The organism is Mycolicibacterium chlorophenolicum (assembly GCF_001044235.1).
Classification (GTDB): domain Bacteria; phylum Actinomycetota; class Actinomycetes; order Mycobacteriales; family Mycobacteriaceae; genus Mycobacterium; species Mycobacterium chlorophenolicum.
In genome coordinates, this window is sequence record NZ_JYNL01000023.1 from 1 (window position 1) to 19,529 (window position 19,529).

Consider the following 19,529-nt stretch of genomic DNA (forward strand, 5'->3'; position numbering starts at 1 on the left):
GATGGCAAGCCGACTTCACCCACTGGTGGCTCGCCGACCGCACCCACGTCGAAATACTGGACTGGCTCGACGACCACTCCCGCTACGCCATCTCCGTGACCGCCCACCCCCGCGTCACCGGCCCCATCGTCGTCAACGACTTCCGCAAAGCCATTGCCGCCCATGGCACCCCATACTCCACCCTGACCGACAACGGCATGGTGTTCACCACCCGACTCGCCGGCGGCAAAGGCGGCCGCAACGCCCTGGAACACGAACTACACCAACGAGGCGTCATCCAAATCAACTCCACCCCGAACCACCCCACCACCTGCGGCAAGATCGAACGCTTCCACCAAACCCTCAAACGCTGGCTCTCCCGCCAGCCCCACGCTCACACCATGACCGAACTACAAACCCAACTCGACGCCTTCGTCGACGAGTACAACCACCGACGCCCGCACTGCTCCCTGCCCCACAAAGCCACCCCCGCCACCGCCTACACCGCCCGCCCCAAACTCGCCCCCGGCGAACGCACCGACAGCCACCAACGAGTACGCACCGACCGCGTCGACACCTACGGCACNAGGCTGTCGGTGTCGAACCCGCGACCGTGCGCGCCGAGGGGCAGCGCCTGCTCGACCGGCTGCCCACGCTCACACCATGACCGAACTACAAACCCAACTCGACGCCTTCGTCGACGAGTACAACCACCGACGCCCGCACTGCTCCCTGCCCCACAAAGCCCCCCCCGCCACCGCCTACACCGCCCGCCCCAAACTCGCCCCCGGCGAACGCACCGACAGCCACCAACGAGTACGCACCGACCGCGTCGACACCTACGGCACCCTCACCCTGCGCGTCAACGGCAAGCTGCACCACATCAGCATCGGCCGCGCCCACGCCCGAACCCGCGTTCTGATGCTCATCCACGACCTCGACGTCAGAATCATCGACGCCTCCACCGGCGAGCTCATCCGCCACCTCACCATCGACCCCACCAGGGACTACCAACCCCGCGGCGTCCCCTGCGGCCGCCCACGAAAAAAGCCCTGAACCCCAACGAGGGTTCAGAGCTATTCGGATGTCTTGCAACATCACAANGGGACTACCAACCCCGCGGCGTCCCCTGCGGCCGCCCACGAAAAAAGCCCTGAACCCCAACGAGGGTTCAGAGCTATTCGGATGTCTTGCAACATCACAATGGAGCCGATGACGGGAATCGAACCCGCGTATTCAGCTTGGGAAGCTGATGTTCTGCCATTGAACTACATCGGCATGTTTCGAACGAGAAGGCTAACACGGTCCGCGACCGCGCCGAGTGTGCACTCAGGGCGGAAATACAGCCCGCGAGGCGCCCTGAGCGCACACTCGGCGCCAGGCTGAGCACCGCTGACCCCGACACCGCCGTTACGCTCGTCCCGTGCTGCTCTCCGACCGCGACATTCGGGCCGAGATCGACGCCGGCCGACTCGGCGTCGACCCGTTCGACGACAGTCTGATCCAGCCGTCCAGCGTCGACGTCCGCCTCGACAACCTGTTCCGGGTGTTCAACAACACCCGCTACACCCATATCGACCCTGCGCAGCGCCAGGACGACCTCACCACGTTGGTCGAGCCCAAAGAGGGGGAGCCCTTCGTCCTGCACCCGGGGGAGTTCGTCCTCGGGGCCACCCTGGAACGCTGCTCGCTGCCCGACGACCTGGCCGGGCGGCTCGAAGGTAAGTCCTCCCTCGGCCGTCTCGGCCTGCTCACGCACTCGACGGCCGGGTTCATCGATCCCGGGTTCACCGGGCACATCACTCTCGAGCTGTCCAACGTCGCGAATCTGCCGATCACGCTGTGGCCCGGCATGAAGATCGGGCAGCTGTGCCTGCTGCGGCTGACCAGCCCGGCCGAGCACCCCTACGGCAGCGACAAGGCCGGCTCGAAGTATCAGGGTCAGCGTGGTCCCACGCCGTCGCGGTCCTACCAGAACTTCATCCGATCCCGCTGAGCCTCGCAGAACCGTCACAGCGGGAATCCCGCGACGGCTAGTAATGTCATAAGTAGTGGCGCGAACTGCCGTGTCTTCTCGGCGTTCAGCTAACAGCGACCGATGTAACGCAGCAGCAGTTCGCGCCGATGAAGTACTAGTTGTCGGCTCACAGTGCGCAGGTGAGCGCGGATGACCACCAGGCTGCAGCAAACATTTGGAGGGGTGGAGTGGACATCGTACTGGGTGTGTCGATGACACCTACGACGGTCCGCATGGTGCTGGTCGAAGGCGAAAAGGCCGACGGTGTCACCGTCGACCACGACGTCTTCAACGTCGCTTCCGTCGACGGCTCGGCAAACGTCGCCGAGCAGGTTGTCGCCGCGATCCAGGGCACCAAGGAGAGCGCGGAGACCGGCGGACATCACCTGAAATCCATCGGCGTCACGTGGAGTGACCACACCGAGGCCTCGGCGCTTCGTGATGCACTCACCGCTCACGGCATCGACGACGTCATGCTCGTCGCCGAGAGCCACGCCGCTTCATCCCTGGCGCAGGCCGTCGGGCGTGCCGTCGGATACGACACCACCGCGCTGCTGTTCGTCGACCGCGACACCGCGACGCTGTCGGTGGTGCGCACCGACGACGGATCGGTGGTCAAGGTGCTCAGCCGCACGCTGCACAGCGCCGACGCGATGGCGGTGCTGACCGAGATGGCCGGCGCCGTCGCCGCCCAGGAAGCACCTCCGCAGGGCCTGTTCGTCGTGGGCTCCGGTGTCGACGTCAGCTCGGTCAAGGCCCACCTCGAGCACCTCGTCGCCCTACCGGTCAGCGCACCCGACGACGCCGAGCTGGCGCTGGCCCGCGGCGCGGCCCTCGCCTCGGCCACTGCTCCCGCGTTCGAGGCCACCACCGTCGGCCTGGCCTACTCGCAGGATCCGGACGGCGCCACGGCGGGCTCCCTCTACGCGGGCCTCGCCGGCGCAGACACCCAACTGGCCGCGGTCGACGCCGACGAGGTCGTGGACGAGTTCGCGCCGACCGAGATGCGCGAGATCGAGGAGGGGCGCAAACCGTTCCTGCTCGTCGGGAGCGCACTGACGTCGATCTTCGTGATCGGCGTTGTCGCGCTGGTCATTTCGCTCGCGGTCAGCATCCGGCCCACGGTCGACTCCCGGCCCAGCCCCGCCCAGGCGGCCATCGTGCCGAGCAGTCAGGCACCCGCCCCGAAGCCGATCGAGCAGGCGGCACAGGTGCCGGCGCCTCCGGCCCCCTCGGCGGAGACCATCAAGCCGCCCGTTCCCGTCGCGGTACAGCAGACCCCGCAGCAGGCGCCGCGCACTGTGTACGTCGAGCAGGCCCCCGCCCCGGCGCCCGCCGCTCCGGCCCCTGCCCCCGCGCCTGCGGCACCGGCTCCCGCCCCGGCGGCACCTGCTCCGGTGGTCGCGCCGCCGGTCGTCGTGCCGCCGCCGGTGATCGTGGTGCCGCAGCGGCAGTGGCCCGTGTGGTCGCCGCCGAAGCCGGCGTGGACGTGGCCGAGCAAGCCGCAACAGGCACCCGAGCCCGAAGAGCCGGAGACCCCGTGGACGCCGCCGTGGAGCCCGCCGAAGACACAGCAGCCGCAGGTGCCACAGGTACCCCAGGTGCCGCAGACGCCGCAGTGGCCCGGCTCAGGCAGCGGATCGAACTCGTCCTCGGGCCGCGGTGACAACGACTACGGCCGTGGCTCAGGCGGATTCGGCGACTCCGGCTCGTCGCGCGGCAGCAGCGGGTCCTCCGGCGGCGGTAACAACTGCTTCCTGATCTTCTGCGCGCCCGGCGGTGGCCGCGGTTAGCTGTCCGCGATGCCGGCGCCCGCGAGTGCCGGCACGCTGTCTTCGGCGCGCCAGACCGACCGCGCGCCGGCCGTGAACCGCTCGAGCATGGTCACGATGTTGTGTCCCTCCGGAGTGTGCCCCCAGATGCTGATCCCCTGATGGGTGGTGGGCGTCCACGTGGTCTCGTCGACGACGATCGGGTTCCACCCGACCTCCCATTCGAAGCCCGACGGGGTGACGGCGTAGAACGACAACTCCTTGTCGTTGGTGTGCTGCCCGATCGACAGGGCCATCGCGAAGCCGAGGTCTTTGACCCGCCGATACGCCAGCGCCATGTCGTCCAGTTCGGCGACCTGGATGTTGCAGTGCTGGATCCGGGTGCGAATGGGGTTGAGCGGCAACCTGTTCACCGCTGCGATCGCCACGCTGTGATGGCGCTCGTTGACACGCAGGAAGCGGATCTTGAACTTCAGGCCGCTGATGGTCTCGTCGATGTAGTCCGACAGCCGGGCGTCGAACACCCGGCGGTAGTAACCGTGCATCTGGTGCGGCTTCTTGGTGGCGATCGCGACGTGGCCCATGCCGTCCGCACCGGTCACGAATCCTCCGGGGGCGCCCAAGTGCAATGTCTGCGAACCACGTTCGGCGTTCACGTAGATCTCCTGCGCCAGCCCGTTGGGGCCGGGGAAGCGGACGAAGCGTTCGACGCCGCGCAGCCCCGCCTCCTCGGCCGTTCCCTCGGTCAGTGGTACATCGTGCGCGCGGATGCGCGCCTCGACGACCTCGAAGGTGTCGTGGTCGTCGACCTCCCAGCCCAGCGCAACGGTGTCCTCGGCGGGTCCGCGCTGGACGAGGAAGCGGCAGGCGTGGTCGTCGAGGCGGAATCGCATCAGCCCGGGCAGGGTCTCGTCGAGGTGCATGCCGATGGCGTCGCGACCGAAACGGCGCCAGTCGGAGAACTTCTCGGTCTCGATGACGAGGTAGCCCAGGTGCACCTTGCCGAAGATGTCGGCACTCATCGCGGTCATGCTGTGGCCCAGGCTGATTCGGAGGAGAGGAAGTCGCCGACGAGCTGATTGAACAGCTCGGCGCGTTCCCACTGGAACCAGTGCCCGGTGCGGGAGGTCATGACGAGTTCGGCGTTCGGCATCATCGTCAGCAGCATCTGCCCGCCGTCGGGTCGGTTGACCTTGTCGTCGCGGCCCCACAGCACCAGGGTCGGGTTGGGGAGGTTCCTGAGCCGCCGGTCACGGGTGAGGTCCATCCGCCAGAGGGTGCGCGGGCCCGACGGGCGGCGCAGCGGTGGGTCGGCCACGACCTGCGGATCGATGGAGGCCTGGTAGCGCAGGTCGATCAGGTCGTCGGGCACCTCAGCCCCGTCGTGGACCAGGTAGGTGCGGATGAACGCGGCGAGCTTCTCACGGCTCGGCCCGTCGCCGCCGTAGTAGCTCAGCAAGCTCTTCAAGCCGTCGGTGGGGAGCCGACGCGTGATGCCGATGCCGCCGGGTCCCATCAGCACCAGCTTGCCCACCCGCTGCGGGGTGTCCAGCGCCAGCCGCAGCGCCGCTGCGCCACCCAGGGAGTTGCCGACCAGATGGGCGCGCCCGATGCGCAACTCGTCGAGCATGCCGCGCAGGGCGTCCGCGAGATGGCCGTACGGGTCGTCGTGGTCGATGCGCTTGGAGGAGCGGCCGTAACCGGGCATGTCGGGCACGAGGACGCGGTACGACGCGGCCAGCGCGTCGACGTTGCGCGAGTAGTTCGACATCCCCGACGCTCCGGGGCCGCCGCCGTGCAGCAGCACCACCGGATGGCCGTCGCCGCCGGTGTCGGTCAGGAAGATCTCGGCGCCGTGGGCACGCACCGTGTATTCGGAATCGGTTCTGGTCATGCTTCTTGCCTCACTCGGGGGGTTGCGGTGAATCCTGTGGGGGGTGCGGGCAGCGGATCCTGCCCGCCGGCGGCGTAGACGAATCCATCCGGACGGACCGCCACCACGGAGGCCTTCTTGGCCTGCATCCACCGGGTCAGCGCGGCATCGTCGTCGACGACACGTCCGGTGGCCGGCGAGGTTCCCGGCGGGGCCACCGCGACGATCGGCACGCCGGCCGCCCGCCACTGCTGCCAGGGCTGCTCGGGACCGGTGTGCAGGACCGTCCATCTGCCGCCGATCACGTCGTCGAGACGCACCCGGTGACCGTGGTCGTCGGTCACCCAGGGTTGCGGGATCAACCAGCCCGTCGCGGGAATACCGTTGTGCGCCATCAGACCTGACGGGTACCGCGCGTCGGGGAGCCAGCGGTGCCGGCGCAGCCAGGTGGTGAAGTGGGGCAGCCTGACGGCCGCGCGGAAGGCCCGGTCGCGCAGCGTGGCGCGCACCGGGTTCTGTTCGACGATGAGCTTCCCGACCTTGACGGCCCGCCGGGTCACCTCTTTGACGTGAGGCAACCGTTCGGCCTGGTAGGTGTCCAGCACCGTCTCGGGCAGCGAGCCCGTGATCACGGCGTCGAGCTTCCAACACAGGTTGGCCACATCGCGTACCCCTGCGCACATGCCCTGACCGATCCACGGCGGCATCGCGTGGGCGGCGTCGCCGGCCAGGAACACCCGGCCCACCCGCCACCGTTCGGCGAACCGGACGTGATGGCTGTAGCACGCGGCGCCGATGATCTCGACGTCATCGGACGTGACCCCATGCGCGCCAAGTACTTTCCACAACGAATCGTCGCTGAGTAGGACCTTCTCGTCCTCGTCGTCACGGGCGGGGAACTCCCAGCGATGGTGCCCGAGCGGAGTCGGGCAGTCGACGGCGGGGCGCGCCGGGTTGCAGTGGAAGCGCAGCCGGTCGTGGCCGGGCCACTCCCGGAGCACCTTGGTGTCGATGACGATCCAGCGTTGCGAGAAGGTCCGTCCGCCGAAGCCGATGCCCAGCTGCCCCCGCAGTGCGCTGGAGCCGCCGTCGGCGGCGATCACGTACCGGGCGCGGATCCGTCTGAACGCATCGTCGGTCAGGTCCGCCAGCATCAGTTCGACACCGTCGGGGCGCTGGAGCACGCGCAGGCATTCGTGCTCGAGAAGCACGGTGACGTTCGGAAAGCGGCCCACTCCCTCGCGCAGCACCGTGTCCACTGCGGGCTGGTAGATGAACTGCTGGGGCGGATGGCCGTTGCCCCGATCGGTGGGCAGCAGCGTGGCGAACGGGCGGCCGTCAGCGCCGACGAACGTGGCGCCCGCGCCGGGCTGCATGTCGGCGTTGAGCCGGTCGGCCAGTCCGACCTGTTGCCAGATCCGCACCACCTCCTCGTCGGTGGAGATCGCGCGGGCCCGGAAGTAGATGTCGGGATCCCGCTCGATCACCACGACGTCGAGGCCGCTGCGCCCCAACAGGTTCGCCGCGGTGGCGCCCACGGGGCCGTACCCGACGATGGCCACGTCGTACGTCGACGGATCGTTCATGACTGTCTCACTGTTCGTCCGCGGGTCGTCGCCGACCGGAGCTTGTTCCGTAGTGATCGTTACGGTAGTGTAGTGATCGCTACGGAGTCAAGAGGTGGAGGACGATCACATGCCAGACCAGCCCAAGCGCAGGCAACGCCGAGCCGACGGCGAACTCTCGCGGACGCGGATCCTCGACGCGGCCACCGAGATCGCCGCCGAACGGGGCTACGAGGGCACCAGCATCGGCGCGGTCAGCGCCAAGTGCGGACTGCCCGCCAGCTCCATCTACTGGCACTTCAAGGACAAGGACGACCTGATCGCCGCGGTCATCGAGCGCAGCTTCGGGAACTGGCTGACCGTCTGGCAGCTCCCCGATGACGTGATCGCGCGGGACCGGCTGATGGAGGTCGCCACGGGCACCGCCAAAGCGGTACTGGACTCACCCGACTTCCTGCGGCTGGGCCTGATGCTCGCCCTGGAGCGGCGACCCGTCGAGCCGAAGGCCAGGGCCATGTTCGTCCAGGTGCGCCAGCGAGCCTTCGAGGCGCTGCAAACCAGCATCCGGGACCTCGGGCCCGCCCTCACCGAGGACCAGGTGAGCCAGCTGGCCACCTATGCGCTCGCCGGCGCCGACGGACTGTTCATCGCCAAGGAGATCGGCGGCGACACCGTCGATCTCGTGGCCCTCTTCGCACTCCACGGCCAGGCTCTCTACGACACCGCGCTGCGCATGATCGCGGAGAACGAGCAGCGATGACCCTGAGCCGCGATGTGATCGAACACGCCGCCGGTCTGCTGGCAGTGGCCGACGCCGATGCCACCCCGATCGGCCAGCTGACGCAGCAGTACCCGCAGATGGAAGTCGGCGACGCCTACGCCATCCAGCAGGTCAACCTGGCGCACCGCGTGCAGCAGGGTCGAAAAGTCCTGGGCCACAAGGTCGGATTGACCTCCGAGCCGATGCAGACCCTGCTCGGTGTCGACGAGCCGGACTTCGGCTACCTGCTCGACGACATGGTGGTAGCCGACGGGTCGACCGTGCGGTGCGGCCGGTTCTGTGCCCCCCGCGTCGAACCGGAGGTGGCTTTCCTGCTGCACACCCCGCTGCGGGGGCCGGGCATCACCGCCGCCCAGGTGCGGGCGGCGACCGAAGCGGTCGCCGTGGCATTGGAGATCGTCGACAGCCGGATCGCCGACTGGAAGCTCACGCTGTGCGACACCGTCGCCGACAACGCGAGCTCCGCAGCCGTGGTGCTGGGACCGTGGGTGCGCTACACCGACGATCTCGACCTGCCGGCGATGGCAGCCACGTTGTCGCTCAACGGCATCGAGATCGACAGCGGTCGCGGCAGCGCCGTGCTGGGTGACCCGGCCGAAGCCGTCGCCTGGTTGGCCAACGCGCTGGCGCCCTACGGAACCGACCTGCTGCCCGGCCAGTTCGTGATGTCCGGTTCCTTCACCACTGCCGCTTTCGTCCACGCCGGCGACACCGCGTCGGCGACGATCAGCGGCCTGGGCGAAGTCTCGCTGACCTTCTCGTGACCGGCGGTTAACCGACCGCGCTGATCGTCGCGTCGCAGATCGGCAGGTTCACCGGCAGCAGGTGTGACTCGGTGGTGTTGGGTGCCGTGACGACGAGGGTGCCGACGCGGCCGCACGGCTCCCCGGTGGTGGTGTCGATCGCGGAGGCCTGCACGTCGGCGGTGGCCTTCTCGCCCGGCTGCAGCTCCAGGTGGGGCGCAGAGTTCGCGGGCCGGCGCGCGACATGAACGAGGACGCCGCCGGCGGCCGTCACCAGGTCGGCGCCCGGATAACTCACCAGCACACACACCCCCGACGACACGTTCGTGAAGGTGACGTCCACCCTGCGCAGGGCGCCCTCCTCCGACACGGCGCCCGCCGCCACGTCCAGGTCGTCATTGGCGCAGGCCACCGGCGTCGCCGGCGGCGTCTCCGAGGGCTGGGGGACGGCCGTGGTGGCCGGAGCTACGGTGGTCTGCGGCGCCGCAGTGGTCTGCGGTGCCGCAGTGGGCTGAGGGACTGCCGACGAGGTGACCGGGCTCGCGGAGGCCTCCGGCTGATCGTTGCGATCAGCGCTGCACCCGGCCAGCAGGACTGCCAGGGCGACTGCGGGAACGGCGGCGCGGAGCAGGGGTGATGTGTTCACCGCATCAGTACAGGGCATCCGTGCCGCTACCGATCCCAATTTCGCCGGCGGGGCCCCCTCGAGCGTGCACCTATGGCTGTGAAACGCCGCGGATCACAGCCCTGAGTGCACGTTCGCGGGCGCGGTCACGCGCGTTCGTCACCTGTCGTTGGTCTGGCGTCCAGTGTCATGTTCCCGTCAGCTCATTGCGGGTACCTAGAGAGGCACTATGCGATGCACTGTCTTCGGCACGGGATACCTCGGAGCCACCCATGCGGTCGGGATGGCCGAGCTGGGCCACGAGGTGATCGGGGTCGACATCGATCCGGGCAAGATCGCCAAGCTCGCCGCCGGCGAGGTCCCGTTCTACGAGCCAGGGCTGCCAGAGATGTTGCAGCGCAACCTCGCGACAGGCCGGCTGCGATTCACCACCGACTACGCCGACGCCGCCGACTTCGCCGACGTGCACTTCCTCGGCGTCGGGACCCCGCAGAAGAAGGGCGAGTACGGCGCCGATCTTCGTCACGTGCACGCAGTGATCGACACGCTGGTCCCGCACCTGACGCGGCCTGCCGTCATCGTCGGCAAGTCGACCGTGCCCGTCGGTACCGCCGCCGACATCGCCGTCCGCGCCGCCGCGCTCGCCCCCGCGGGGGTCACCGTGGAGGTCGCGTGGAACCCCGAGTTCCTGCGCGAAGGCTTCGCCGTGCACGACACCCTGCATCCGGACCGGATCGTCGTTGGCGTGCAACGTGATTCGCGACTGGCCGAAGACGCGGTACGCGCACTGTACGCGCCGCTGCTCGACGCCGGGGTGCCGTTCCTGCTGACCGACCTGCAGACCGCAGAGCTGGTCAAGGTGTCGGCGAATGCGTTCCTGGCGACCAAGATCTCGTTCATCAACGCCATCTCCGAGGTCTGCGAGGCCGTCGACGCCGACGTGACGACGCTGGCCGACGCACTCGGCTACGACGCGCGCATCGGACGCAGATTCCTCAATGCCGGACTGGGTTTCGGCGGCGGCTGCCTGCCCAAGGACATCCGCGCGTTCATGGCGCGCGCCGGTGAGCTCGGCGCCAACCACGCGCTGACGTTCCTGCGGGAGGTCGACAGCATCAACATGCGCCGTCGCACCCGGATGGTCGAACTCGCCACCCGGGCCTGCGGCGGCTCCCTGCTGGGCGCGAACGTCGGCGTCCTCGGCGCGGCGTTCAAGCCCGAATCCGACGACGTGCGAGACTCTCCGGCGCTGAACGTCGCCGGCCTGTTGCAGCTCAACGGCGCCACGGTCAACGTCTACGACCCCAAGGCGATGGACAACTCCCGGCGACTCTTCCCGACGCTGAACTACTCGACGTCTGCCGCCGAGGCCTGCGAACGGGCCGACGCGGTGCTGGTGCTGACCGAATGGGCCGAATTCCTCGAGATGGATCCCGACGCCCTCGCGGCCACCGTACGGACGAAAGTCGTTGTCGACGGCCGCAATTGCCTCGATGTCGAGCGGTGGCAGCAGGCGGGTTGGCGGGTCTACGCGCTGGGCCGTAGCGTCGGGGCGTGACCGTCTACGCGCTGAACCTTTTCGACGTCGCCGACCGCGACGAGTACCGCGCCTACTCGAAGCGCTCCCCGCAGGAGGTCGCCAAACACGGCGGCCGGGTGGTGGCACTGGGGCGCTTCCGCGAATCGGTCACCGGAGACATCGAGCCCCGCACGGTGCTGATCCTCGTCGAATGGGAGTCCGAGGAGGCCTTCGACAGCTACCGCAACGACCCGGAGCTGGCCGACCTGCACGCCCACCGGGAGAACGGCTCGTCGTCCTACATCTGGCATCTGTTCGATCGGTTGGACGATCTGCGGCCGCTGCTTAAGCTCGAGTGATGGACCGTATGCGGCACCGGATCCGCTGGCTCGCCCTGCACGGCATCGTGCGCACGCTGTCGGCGATCGGGACGCGGCGCGGCGGGGACCCGCAGGCCCGGCTCATCGCCGACCCGGCGGTGCGTGCCGACCCCGCGGCGTTCGCCGACGAGCTGCGGGGGCGCGGGCCGGTGGTGCGCTGCCGCGCGGTGTACATGACGTTCGACCATGCCGTCGCCAACGAGATCCTGCGTTCGGACGACTTCCGCGTCTCGGCGCTGGGTGCCGGGCTGCCGACGCCGTTGCGCTGGATCAACGAGAAGACCGACCCCGGCCTACTGCACCCCATCGAGCCGCCGTCGCTGTTGTCGATCGAGCCGCCCGACCACACCCGGTGCCGCAAGCTGGTGTCCTCGGTGTTCACCACCCGTGCGGTCAACGCGCTGCGCGACCGGGTGCAGCACACCGCCGACGAGCTGCTCGACCAGCTGGAGAGCCGGTCCGGCGTGGTCGACGTGGTGGCCGAGTACTGCTCGCAGCTGCCCGTCGCGGTGATCAGCGACATCCTCGGCGTCCCGGAGTCCGACCGGCAGCAGATCCTGCGCTTCGGCGAGCTCGCCGCCCCCAGCCTCGACATCGGGCTGTCCTGGCGGCAGTACCAGCAGGTACACGAGGGCATCGCGGGTTTCAACGCGTGGCTGGGCGAACATCTCGAATACCTGCGGCGTCACCCCGGCGACGACCTGATGAGCCAACTCATCCAGGCGAGCCACGACTCCGAGGAGAACGCCCGGCTGTCCGAACGCGAACTGCAGGCCACCGCCGGTCTGGTGCTCGCCGCCGGCTTCGAGACCACGGTGAACCTGCTCGGCAACGGCATCAGGATGCTGCTCGACACCCCCGAGCACCTCGAGACACTCGCGGCCCGACCCGAACTGTGGCCGACTGCCGTCGAAGAGGTCCTGCGGCTCGACTCGCCGGTGCAGATGAGCGCCCGCTTCGCCCGCCGCGACGTCGAGATCGCCGGCACCCGCATCGGACGCGGTGAACTCGTGGTCATCCACCTGGCCGGAGCCAACCGTGATCCGCAGGTGTTCACCGATCCTCACCGCTTCGACATCGAACGCGACAACGCCGGCAAGCACCTGTCGTTCTCCGGCGGGCGGCACTTCTGCCTGGGTGCGGCACTCGCGCGCGCCGAGGGAGAGGTGGGACTGCGCACCTTCTTCGAGCGCTACCCCGGTGCTCGGTTGGCCGGCGAAGGCGATCGACGCGACACCCGCGTATTGCGCGGCTGGTCAACATTGCCGATCACGCTTGGGACCGCGCGCGCCGCGCTAGCGTGAACTCGTGGACTTCCGAGCAGCTCTGCTCGAGCAGACTCGAGCTTTCGGCGACCTGATCCGAACGGGAGACCCCGCGACTCCCGTGCCGACGTGTGGAGACTGGACCCTCAAACAGTTGTTCCGCCATGTCGGGCGCGGAAACCGTTGGGCCGCACAGATCATCCTCGAACGGCGTAATCAGCCGCTGGACCCGCGCGACGTCCGGGACGGCAAACCGCCCGACGATCCCGACGCCGCCGCGGACTGGCTCTATCACGGTGCGGAACTGATCAGCGACGCGATCGACCGTGTCGGCGCCGAGACCCGGGTGTGGACGTTCGTCGGCCCCCGCCCGGCGGGGTGGTGGATCCGGCGACGGCTGCACGAGGCGACGGTGCACCGCGCCGACGCCGCACTGGCGCTGGGCGTCCCGTTCGAGCTGTCGCCGGACCTGGCCGCCGACGCGCTGAGCGAGTGGATCGACCGCGTCTCGGTGGACCGGCGGCACGGGCCGGCGCTCGAGCGTGGGCAGTCCATCCACCTGCATGCCACCGATCCCGAACTCGGTCCGACCGGCGAATGGATGATCGTGCACGACGAGGAAGGCCTGTGGTGGTCGCATGATCACGGCAAGGGCAGCGTCGCGCTGCGCGGCCCGGCCAAGGATCTGCTGCTGGCGACCGTCCGGCGCATCTCGGTCGCCGACGCGGACATCGAGGTGCACGGTGACACCGCGGTCTGGGACGGGTGGCTGGAACGCACGCCGTTCTGAGGGCGTAGCTTTCGATCATGACCACTTCGGAGATGGCCACCGTCCTCGCCTGGCACGACGCGCTCAACGCCGGCGACGTCGACACCCTGATCTCGCTGTCCAGCGACGACATCGAGATCGGTGACGCTCACGGCGCCGCGCAGGGCCACGAGGCGCTGCGGGCGTGGGCGCAGGGGCTGGGCCGCACGATCGAGCCCGGCCGCATCTACGTGCACGACGGGGTGGTGGTCGTCGAGGAGAAGACGGTCTCGGAGGCCGGGGAAGCCGGGTCGGCCGCCTCGGCCTTCCGTGTCGTCCACGATCACGTGACGTCGGTGTTCCGGCACGATGATCTGGCCGCCGCGCTGGCGGCCACCGAGCTGACCGAAGCCGATCTGACCGGCTGATGCGCGGCATCATCCTGGCCGGCGGTTCGGGTACCCGGTTGTATCCGATCACGATGGGCGCGAGCAAGCAGTTGCTGCCCGTCTATGACAAGCCGCTGATCTACTACCCGCTGTCCACGCTGATGATGGCGGGCATCCGGGATATCGCGGTGGTCACCACCGGCCACGACGCCCCGGCGTTTCGCCGCCTGCTGGGCGACGGCTCCGACTTCGGCATCAACCTCACCTACGCCGTGCAGGACGAGCCCGACGGTCTGGCGCAGGCGTTCGTGATCTGCGCCGACCACGTCGGCGACGATTCCGTCGCACTCGTGTTGGGCGACAACGTGTTCTACGGACCGGGGCTGGGCACCAGTCTGCGTCGGTTCCAAACCGTCAGCGGCGGAGCCATTTTCGCGTACTGGGTGGCCGACCCGTCGGCCTACGGGGTGGTCGAGTTCGCCGAGGACGGCACTGCCCTGTCACTGGAGGAGAAGCCGACCGCGCCGAAGTCGCACTACGCGGTGCCCGGGCTGTACTTCTACGACAACGACGTCGTCGACATCGCCCGCTCGCTGCGCAAGTCGGCGCGCGGGGAGTACGAGATCACCGAGATCAATCAGAGGTATCTGGAGCAGGGCCGGCTCAGCGTCGAGGTGCTCGCGCGCGGAACGGCCTGGCTGGACACCGGGACGTTCGATTCGCTGTTGGACGCCAGCGATTACGTGCGCACGATCGAACGCCGTCAGGGTCTGAAGATCAGCGTGCCCGAGGAAGTGGCGTGGCGGGTCGGGTTCATCGACGACGACGAACTCGCCGCCCGCGCACACAAGCTGCTCAAGTCCGGCTACGGGGCGTATCTGCTCGAACTGCTGGAACGCTGAGCCCCGCCGGTGCCACCATGGTGACATGGGGGACAACCGGGTGCGGTACGCCCGCAACGGTGACGTGCGGCTGGCGTACCGCGTGTTCGGTGACTCGGGACCTGTGGTGATCTGGTCGCCGGGCTGGGTGGTCAACGACGTCGACAACATCGATGAGCCGACCAGTCCGTATGCCCGCCTCGTCAATCGCTTCGCTGAGTCGATGCAGTTCGTCATGTGGGACCGACGGGGCACCGGTCTGTCCGATCCGGCAGATCATGTCCTGACCCTCGAAGAGCGTGTTTCCGATCTCTGCGCGGTCGTCGACGCGGTGGGAGCAGAGCGCCCCAGTCTGTCCGGGACCGGCGACGGAGGCGCCATCGCGATCATGTTCGCAGCGATGTATCCGGACCGGATCCACCGGCTCTGCCTCTATGGCACCGCGGCGCGCTTCTCGCAGGACCCGCCAGACCATCCGTGGGGTTTCAGCTCCGAGGAGATCGCCCGGCAGCTCGACGAGATCGATCAGCACTGGGGCGACGGAGCCCTGGCGGATCTCTTCCACAACGACGCCTCCGAAATCATCGGCGTCCGAGAAGCCTTCGGGAAGCGGCAGCGATCGATCGCCAGTCCGACAATGGCGAAACTGTGGTGGCAGGCATTCGTCGACGTCGACGTTCGCGGCGTGCTGGGGACGATCCAGGCGCCGACGATGGTTCTCGCGCGCCCGGGTGACCGGCTGGTACCCGTCGAAGCCGCGGCGGCTCTGGCGGCGGCGATTCCGCATGCTCAGTTCCGGCAGTTCGCGCCGGGTCCCCACAACTCGTTCGACATCATCGACGACATCGCCGAACAGGGCCTCGAATTCATCTGTGGCAGCCCAGGTTCGGCGGCTGATGAGCGCATGGTCAAGACCGTGATGTTCACCGACATCGTGGGTTCGACCGAGCGGCTCAGTGCCCACGGCGACGCGCGTTGGCGCCACCGGCTCGACGCCCACGATGAACTCGTGGAGCGCCTGTTGTCCCGCCACGGCGCGACCTTCACCAGCCACACCGGCGATGGCTATTTCGCGCTCCTGGAGGGGCCCACCAGTGCGGCGAGGTGTGCCCTGGAACTCGTGCCTGAACTGGCGACCCGCGGCATCCCGATCCGCGTCGGCATCCACACCGGTGAATGCGAGCGGCGCGGAACCGAGTGGAGCGGACTGGCGGTGCACACCGGGGCACGGATCGGCGCGATGGCAGGTGCCGGCGAGGTCTTGGTGAGCCGCACGGTGCGCGACCTGTCGGCGGGCTCGGGACTGCGTTTCGACGCGCTGGGGCCACAGCGCTTCAAAGGACTGACCGACGATGTCGAGGTGTTTCGCGTCAGCACCCGTTGATCCGCGGGGAAATCCCTGATTGCCTTCCCGGTCGCCGCACCGTAGGTTTGCTGGAAACTCAAGGGGGAGGGTGTGTGCATGGGGTGGGACAGGTACGTCGGTCGCGTCGGTGCGTTGGCGGTGGCACTGGGGATCGGGTCGGCGGTGGTGGCCGTTCCAGCCGTGGCGTGGGCCCAGCCCGATGACGCAGCGTCGGCGGGCGCCTCGGAGAGCCCCGGTCGGCCGTCGACCGAGCGGACGACCAAGACCGCGGAGAAGACTTCGTCGGCGGCGACGTCAGACGAGCAGGACACCGAGACGCAGACCATCAAGAAGCGTGGCTTCGGCAGCAAGCGCGCTGACCGGTCGCCCACGACCGAGGCGGAGCCCGACCGATACGAGTCCGAATCCACGGACGACGCGGACGACGCCCCGGATGCGACACCTCCTGTCGCGCACGTCAATACGGACGATTCTGACGATGCGGTCGCCGCGCCGACCGTCAAGGCCGTGCTGAAATCCCTCTTCACCCCGCGGGCCGCGTCGCACCAGGACGATGAGCCCGATGCCCCTGCCGCAGCACCCTTGCTGGCGACCATGCTGGCCGCTGCGCGGCGCCACGCCGAAGAGCACCGGGCCGCTGCCGCGACCACCGCTGCCGTCTCGAGCGTCGCACAGTCGGCTGCGGCCGCCGAGCCGAGCGAGGCGAGCTCGCCGCTTCCCGGCTCGCCCAACGGGCCCGTCGTCGTCGGAGCCAACGGCACGGTCTACCAGGTGACCACCGACTCGGGAGGCATTCGGGTCAGCATCGTCGACAGTTCGGGCACCGTGCTCAGCACCACCGATGCCTTTGCCGGCAGCCCCAACATCTACTCCCAGGGCGTCACCCGGCCGGACGGGTCGCTGGTGATCGTGACATCCAACGAACGTGGCACCCGCTCCACCGTGTGGTCGGTCGACAGTGCGGGCGCGGTCACCAAGATCGCCACGCTCACCGGGTCGCCCAGCGGCAGACCGACGGTGGGCGCCAACGGCGCCCTGTACATCGACACGTACATCCCGACGATCTTCAGCCCCACGGGCGCGGCCGACTACCGGACGGTGCGCATATCGCCCGTGAACACCGTGCGGTCCTTCGCTCCCGACACCGGCGTGACGCTGGCACCGGACGGCAGCGCCTACCTGATCTCCACCCAGTTCGGTACCCGAACGCTGCGTGCTATCGCCGCCGACGGCGCCACGAAGACCATCGTGCTGCCCTACGACCAAAACGGCAGCGGACCGATCCTCGGCGACGACGGTTACGTCTACCTCCCCGTCGCGGTTCGTACTCTGTTCGGCGGCAAGACCACTCGGCTCTACACATTCACCGGGGCCAGCAGCACGACGCGCACCCTGACCGGGCTGCCGGGCGAGGTCGTGGTGAAGAGCGACGGTGTGTACCTGGAGACGTACACCTATCCCGGCACCAGGGACAACGGCGTCGACGGCACCACCTACCTGTTCGCGATCACCGCGCAGGCCATCGCCGACCCGAGGGTCATCGAGGGCCGCCTGCGCAGCTTCCAGGTCACCCCCCAAGGCACGATCTACGCGGTGATCAACGATCCGTCGCTGCAGAACACCCCCGTGGTCGTGATCAGTCCCGACGGCACCAGCAGGAACACCGTCACGCTGCCCGGAACACCGCCCCAGGTCGTCGCCTTCAACCGAATCCTCGGCGCCGGGGAGCAAGCCGACGACCACGGCTACGTGACCTACACCGCGAACGGCTCCACCTACCTCGCGGTGCTGAACGCCGACGGCACCATCGACCGCACCATCGAACTGCCCGCGGGCACGGTGCCGGGTCCGGTGTTCTTCGGCCCCGACGGCACGGCCTATCAGCTGAACCAGGTTCGGCAACTCGGCGGCGCCGCCACCGAACAGATTCTGCTGACGTTGTCCAACGACACCTTCTCGCCTTCCATGCGCGGCCCGGCGCTGGACAGCACGTCCAACGTTCAATTCGGCCCGGATGGCAGCGGATACCTGATCCTGCGTAACGATCCCGCACTCGGCAACAGGATCGTGGGCTTCGACGCGTCCGGGCTGACCGGCGTCGAGTTGACGTTGACCCATCCGGTGGTCACCCAGTACGGAGCATTTCCGTTGCAGGCCTTGGTGTTCGGCGCGGACGGCACGGCCTACGTCGCCAGTCGCGCACCCGGCGATGCCGGTGTGTACGCGCTCACCACGACAGGGGTGACCAAAGTGCTCGATCTCGACGGCACACCCCCGCGGTATCTGCCGGTCGTCGGCCCCGACGGCACCGTGTACGTGACCACGGGACAGAACGTCAGAACCATTCCCGCCTAAGCGGATCGGGCTCCCGCCTCACGGTGCGGTGTCGCGAGCACCGCGGCGATGCCCGTGGTCAGCGGCACCGACAGCGCCAGGGCGATACCACCGACCGCGGAGCGGGCGATCTCGATGGCCACGCTCTCACTGGTCAGTACGTCGCCCAGTGACCGGCTCGCGACGCTGAACAACAGCAGCAGCGGCAGCGCGCTGCCCGCATAGGCCAGCACCAGGGTGTACACCGTGCTGGCGATGTGGTCACGGCCCACCCGCATCGCGCCGACGAAGATCGCCCGCCGGCCCGCAGGCTCCAGCTCCGCGAGTTCGAAGACGGCCGATGCCTGGGTGATCGTGACGTCGTTGAGCACACCGAGCGAGCCGATGATGAAGCCGGCGAGTAGCAGCCCGGTGATCGACACGTTGCCCAGATACACGGCCACCTCGTTGTTCTGATCCTCCGACAGCCCGGTCAGGTGGGCGAATTCGATTGCCGCCCAGGACAGCAGCGCCGCCACCAGCAGCGAGGTCAACGTGCCCAACAGTGCGGCGCTGGTGCGCAGGCTCACACCGTGGGCGAGGTAGATGACCGCGAACAGGATGGCGGCGGAGGCGACCAACGCAACCGGGACTGCGGGCGCCCCGTCGCGCAGGGCGGGCAGTAGGAACACCACGAGCACGCCGAACGCGATCACGATGCCGACCAGCGCGCGCAGCCCGCGCCATCGCGCGACCGCCACGATCACCACCGCGAACACCGCGGCCAACACGGTCAGCGGCCACGTCCGCTCGAAGTCGTAGAACGAGTACGTGGTGGTGCCCACATCGTCGACCTGCCGGCTGATCCGGATGTCGTCGCCGACGGCGAGATGCGGTTGCCCGGGGCCGCCGCTGAACTCGAGCAGCGTCGTCGCCCCCTGATTCGGTCCGGAGTCGATCGCCACCAGCGTCTGCACGCACTGCGCCCCCTCGCCGACCGCAGGCACGGGAACGGAGGTGAGTACCGCTCCGGCCGACGGACTGCCGCACGTCGCGGTGCTGCTCGAGACCACATGGCCGGCCTCGGTGGTGACGGCGCCGCCTGCGGCGTTCTGGAACGGCAGCGGAATGTCAGCCTTCTGGCCGCTGGGCCACAGCACCACGGCGCCGATGGCGACCGCGACCGCGCACGCAGCCAGGATCGCGACGACGATCTTCGCGGCCAACGGCCCGAGCGGAGACGGTCCGTTCAGTGAGTGTGAGTGCGAGTGGGAGTGCGCCACTCGGACAGAGTAGGCGGTCGGGCGCGGGAT

19 protein-coding genes, 1 tRNA gene and 1 pseudogene are annotated in these 19,529 nt (G+C 68.7%); 15 read left to right on the forward strand and 6 right to left on the reverse strand.

Translation table 11 applies throughout. From position 1 onward, the window contains the following. Positions 1–197: 197 nt before the first annotated feature. The 3 genes and pseudogenes from MCHLDSM_RS40385 to MCHLDSM_RS38755 form a co-directional block, all read left to right on the forward strand. The coding region (locus tag MCHLDSM_RS40385; protein WP_412178252.1) for an integrase core domain-containing protein at positions 198–565 on the forward strand (368 nt) is incomplete at its 3' end. A 1-nt stretch (position 566) separates the two neighbouring features. Further along, positions 567–640 (forward strand): annotated as a pseudogene (locus MCHLDSM_RS40390) (hypothetical protein); the annotation flags it as partial. A gap of 2 nt (positions 641–642) precedes the next feature. Then, on the forward strand, positions 643–1,035 hold the full coding sequence (locus tag MCHLDSM_RS38755) for an integrase core domain-containing protein (protein ID WP_053082967.1): 393 nt from the start codon (positions 643–645) through the stop codon (positions 1,033–1,035). Between the two features lie 148 nt (positions 1,036–1,183). On the opposite strand, the gene MCHLDSM_RS12155 is transcribed toward MCHLDSM_RS38755, so the two are convergent. Next, positions 1,184–1,257: transfer RNA gene (locus MCHLDSM_RS12155), tRNA-Gly, on the reverse strand. A gap of 145 nt (positions 1,258–1,402) precedes the next feature. Here MCHLDSM_RS12155 and dcd point away from each other — a divergent pair. Beyond that, positions 1,403–1,975, forward strand: a complete 573-nt coding sequence (gene dcd, locus MCHLDSM_RS12160; protein WP_048470318.1) for a dCTP deaminase — start codon at positions 1,403–1,405, stop codon at positions 1,973–1,975. 209 nt (positions 1,976–2,184) lie between these two features. Next, positions 2,185–3,789 (forward strand): DUF7159 family protein, encoded by a 1,605-nt coding sequence (locus MCHLDSM_RS12165; RefSeq protein ID WP_048470319.1) that lies wholly within the window; start codon positions 2,185–2,187, stop codon positions 3,787–3,789. Here the strand turns inward: MCHLDSM_RS12165 and MCHLDSM_RS12170 are convergent. The 3 genes from MCHLDSM_RS12170 to MCHLDSM_RS12180 are packed head-to-tail and all read right to left on the reverse strand — an operon-like array spanning position 3,786 to position 7,227. Next, positions 3,786–4,799 carry a VOC family protein gene (locus MCHLDSM_RS12170; protein WP_048470320.1) on the reverse strand — a complete coding sequence of 338 codons (1,014 nt, stop codon included), beginning with the start codon at positions 4,797–4,799 and terminating at the stop codon, positions 3,786–3,788. The two genes, MCHLDSM_RS12165 and MCHLDSM_RS12170, sit on opposite strands and share 4 nt — an antisense overlap. Next, the gene (locus MCHLDSM_RS12175; protein ID WP_048470321.1) at positions 4,796–5,662 is read right to left on the reverse strand and encodes an alpha/beta fold hydrolase; all 867 of its coding nucleotides are present in this window, start codon (positions 5,660–5,662) and stop codon (positions 4,796–4,798) included. The genes MCHLDSM_RS12170 and MCHLDSM_RS12175 overlap by 4 nt, the downstream gene beginning before the upstream one ends. Beyond that, a complete protein-coding gene (locus MCHLDSM_RS12180) occupies positions 5,659–7,227 on the reverse strand; it encodes a bifunctional 3-(3-hydroxy-phenyl)propionate/3-hydroxycinnamic acid hydroxylase (RefSeq protein WP_048470322.1) in 1,569 nt (522 codons plus the stop codon). Before MCHLDSM_RS12180 ends, MCHLDSM_RS12175 begins: the two co-directional genes overlap by 4 nt. 109 nt (positions 7,228–7,336) lie before the next feature. Here MCHLDSM_RS12180 and MCHLDSM_RS12185 point away from each other — a divergent pair, with 109 nt between their 5' ends. After that, entirely contained in the window at positions 7,337–7,966 is a 630-nt protein-coding gene (locus MCHLDSM_RS12185) for a TetR/AcrR family transcriptional regulator (RefSeq protein WP_048470657.1), read from the forward strand. Further along, positions 7,963–8,751 carry a 2-keto-4-pentenoate hydratase gene (locus MCHLDSM_RS12190; protein WP_048470323.1) on the forward strand — a complete coding sequence of 263 codons (789 nt, stop codon included), beginning with the start codon at positions 7,963–7,965 and terminating at the stop codon, positions 8,749–8,751. Before MCHLDSM_RS12185 ends, MCHLDSM_RS12190 begins: the two co-directional genes overlap by 4 nt. Before the next feature lie 7 nt (positions 8,752–8,758). On the opposite strand, the gene MCHLDSM_RS12195 is transcribed toward MCHLDSM_RS12190, so the two are convergent. Then, positions 8,759–9,376 (reverse strand): DUF4232 domain-containing protein, encoded by a 618-nt coding sequence (locus MCHLDSM_RS12195; RefSeq protein WP_048470324.1) that lies wholly within the window; start codon positions 9,374–9,376, stop codon positions 8,759–8,761. Positions 9,377–9,584: 208 nt separating this feature from the next. Here MCHLDSM_RS12195 and MCHLDSM_RS12200 point away from each other — a divergent pair, with 208 nt between their 5' ends. The 8 genes from MCHLDSM_RS12200 (at position 9,585) to MCHLDSM_RS12235 (ending at position 18,258) form a co-directional block, all read left to right on the forward strand. Then, positions 9,585–10,913, forward strand: a complete 1,329-nt coding sequence (locus MCHLDSM_RS12200) for a UDP-glucose dehydrogenase family protein (protein WP_048470325.1) — start codon at positions 9,585–9,587, stop codon at positions 10,911–10,913. Continuing rightward, positions 10,910–11,233 carry a DUF1330 domain-containing protein gene (locus tag MCHLDSM_RS12205; RefSeq protein WP_048470326.1) on the forward strand — a complete coding sequence of 108 codons (324 nt, stop codon included), beginning with the start codon at positions 10,910–10,912 and terminating at the stop codon, positions 11,231–11,233. Before MCHLDSM_RS12200 ends, MCHLDSM_RS12205 begins: the two co-directional genes overlap by 4 nt. A gap of 8 nt (positions 11,234–11,241) precedes the next feature. Then, entirely contained in the window at positions 11,242–12,558 is a 1,317-nt protein-coding gene (locus MCHLDSM_RS12210) for a cytochrome P450 (RefSeq protein ID WP_048470658.1), read from the forward strand. Positions 12,559–12,562: 4 nt separating this feature from the next. Beyond that, positions 12,563–13,309, forward strand: a complete 747-nt coding sequence (locus tag MCHLDSM_RS12215; protein ID WP_048470327.1) for a maleylpyruvate isomerase family mycothiol-dependent enzyme — start codon at positions 12,563–12,565, stop codon at positions 13,307–13,309. 17 nt (positions 13,310–13,326) lie between these two features. Beyond that, complete coding sequence (locus MCHLDSM_RS12220) at positions 13,327–13,695, forward strand: nuclear transport factor 2 family protein (RefSeq protein ID WP_048470328.1); 369 nt, start codon at positions 13,327–13,329, stop codon at positions 13,693–13,695. Next, positions 13,695–14,558, forward strand: a complete 864-nt coding sequence (gene rfbA, locus MCHLDSM_RS12225; protein WP_048470329.1) for a glucose-1-phosphate thymidylyltransferase RfbA — start codon at positions 13,695–13,697, stop codon at positions 14,556–14,558. The genes MCHLDSM_RS12220 and rfbA overlap by 1 nt, the downstream gene beginning before the upstream one ends. 25 nt (positions 14,559–14,583) lie before the next feature. Continuing rightward, positions 14,584–15,921 (forward strand): adenylate/guanylate cyclase domain-containing protein, encoded by a 1,338-nt coding sequence (locus MCHLDSM_RS12230; RefSeq protein WP_048470330.1) that lies wholly within the window; start codon positions 14,584–14,586, stop codon positions 15,919–15,921. Positions 15,922–15,999: 78 nt separating this feature from the next. Further along, complete coding sequence (locus tag MCHLDSM_RS12235; protein WP_048470331.1) at positions 16,000–18,258, forward strand: SMP-30/gluconolactonase/LRE family protein; 2,259 nt, start codon at positions 16,000–16,002, stop codon at positions 18,256–18,258. Here the strand turns inward: MCHLDSM_RS12235 and MCHLDSM_RS12240 are convergent. Beyond that, positions 18,255–19,499, reverse strand: coding sequence for a YibE/F family protein (locus MCHLDSM_RS12240; RefSeq protein ID WP_048470332.1), 1,245 nt, complete (start codon positions 19,497–19,499; stop codon positions 18,255–18,257). The two genes, MCHLDSM_RS12235 and MCHLDSM_RS12240, sit on opposite strands and share 4 nt — an antisense overlap. Between the last annotated feature and the right edge of the window lie 30 nt (positions 19,500–19,529).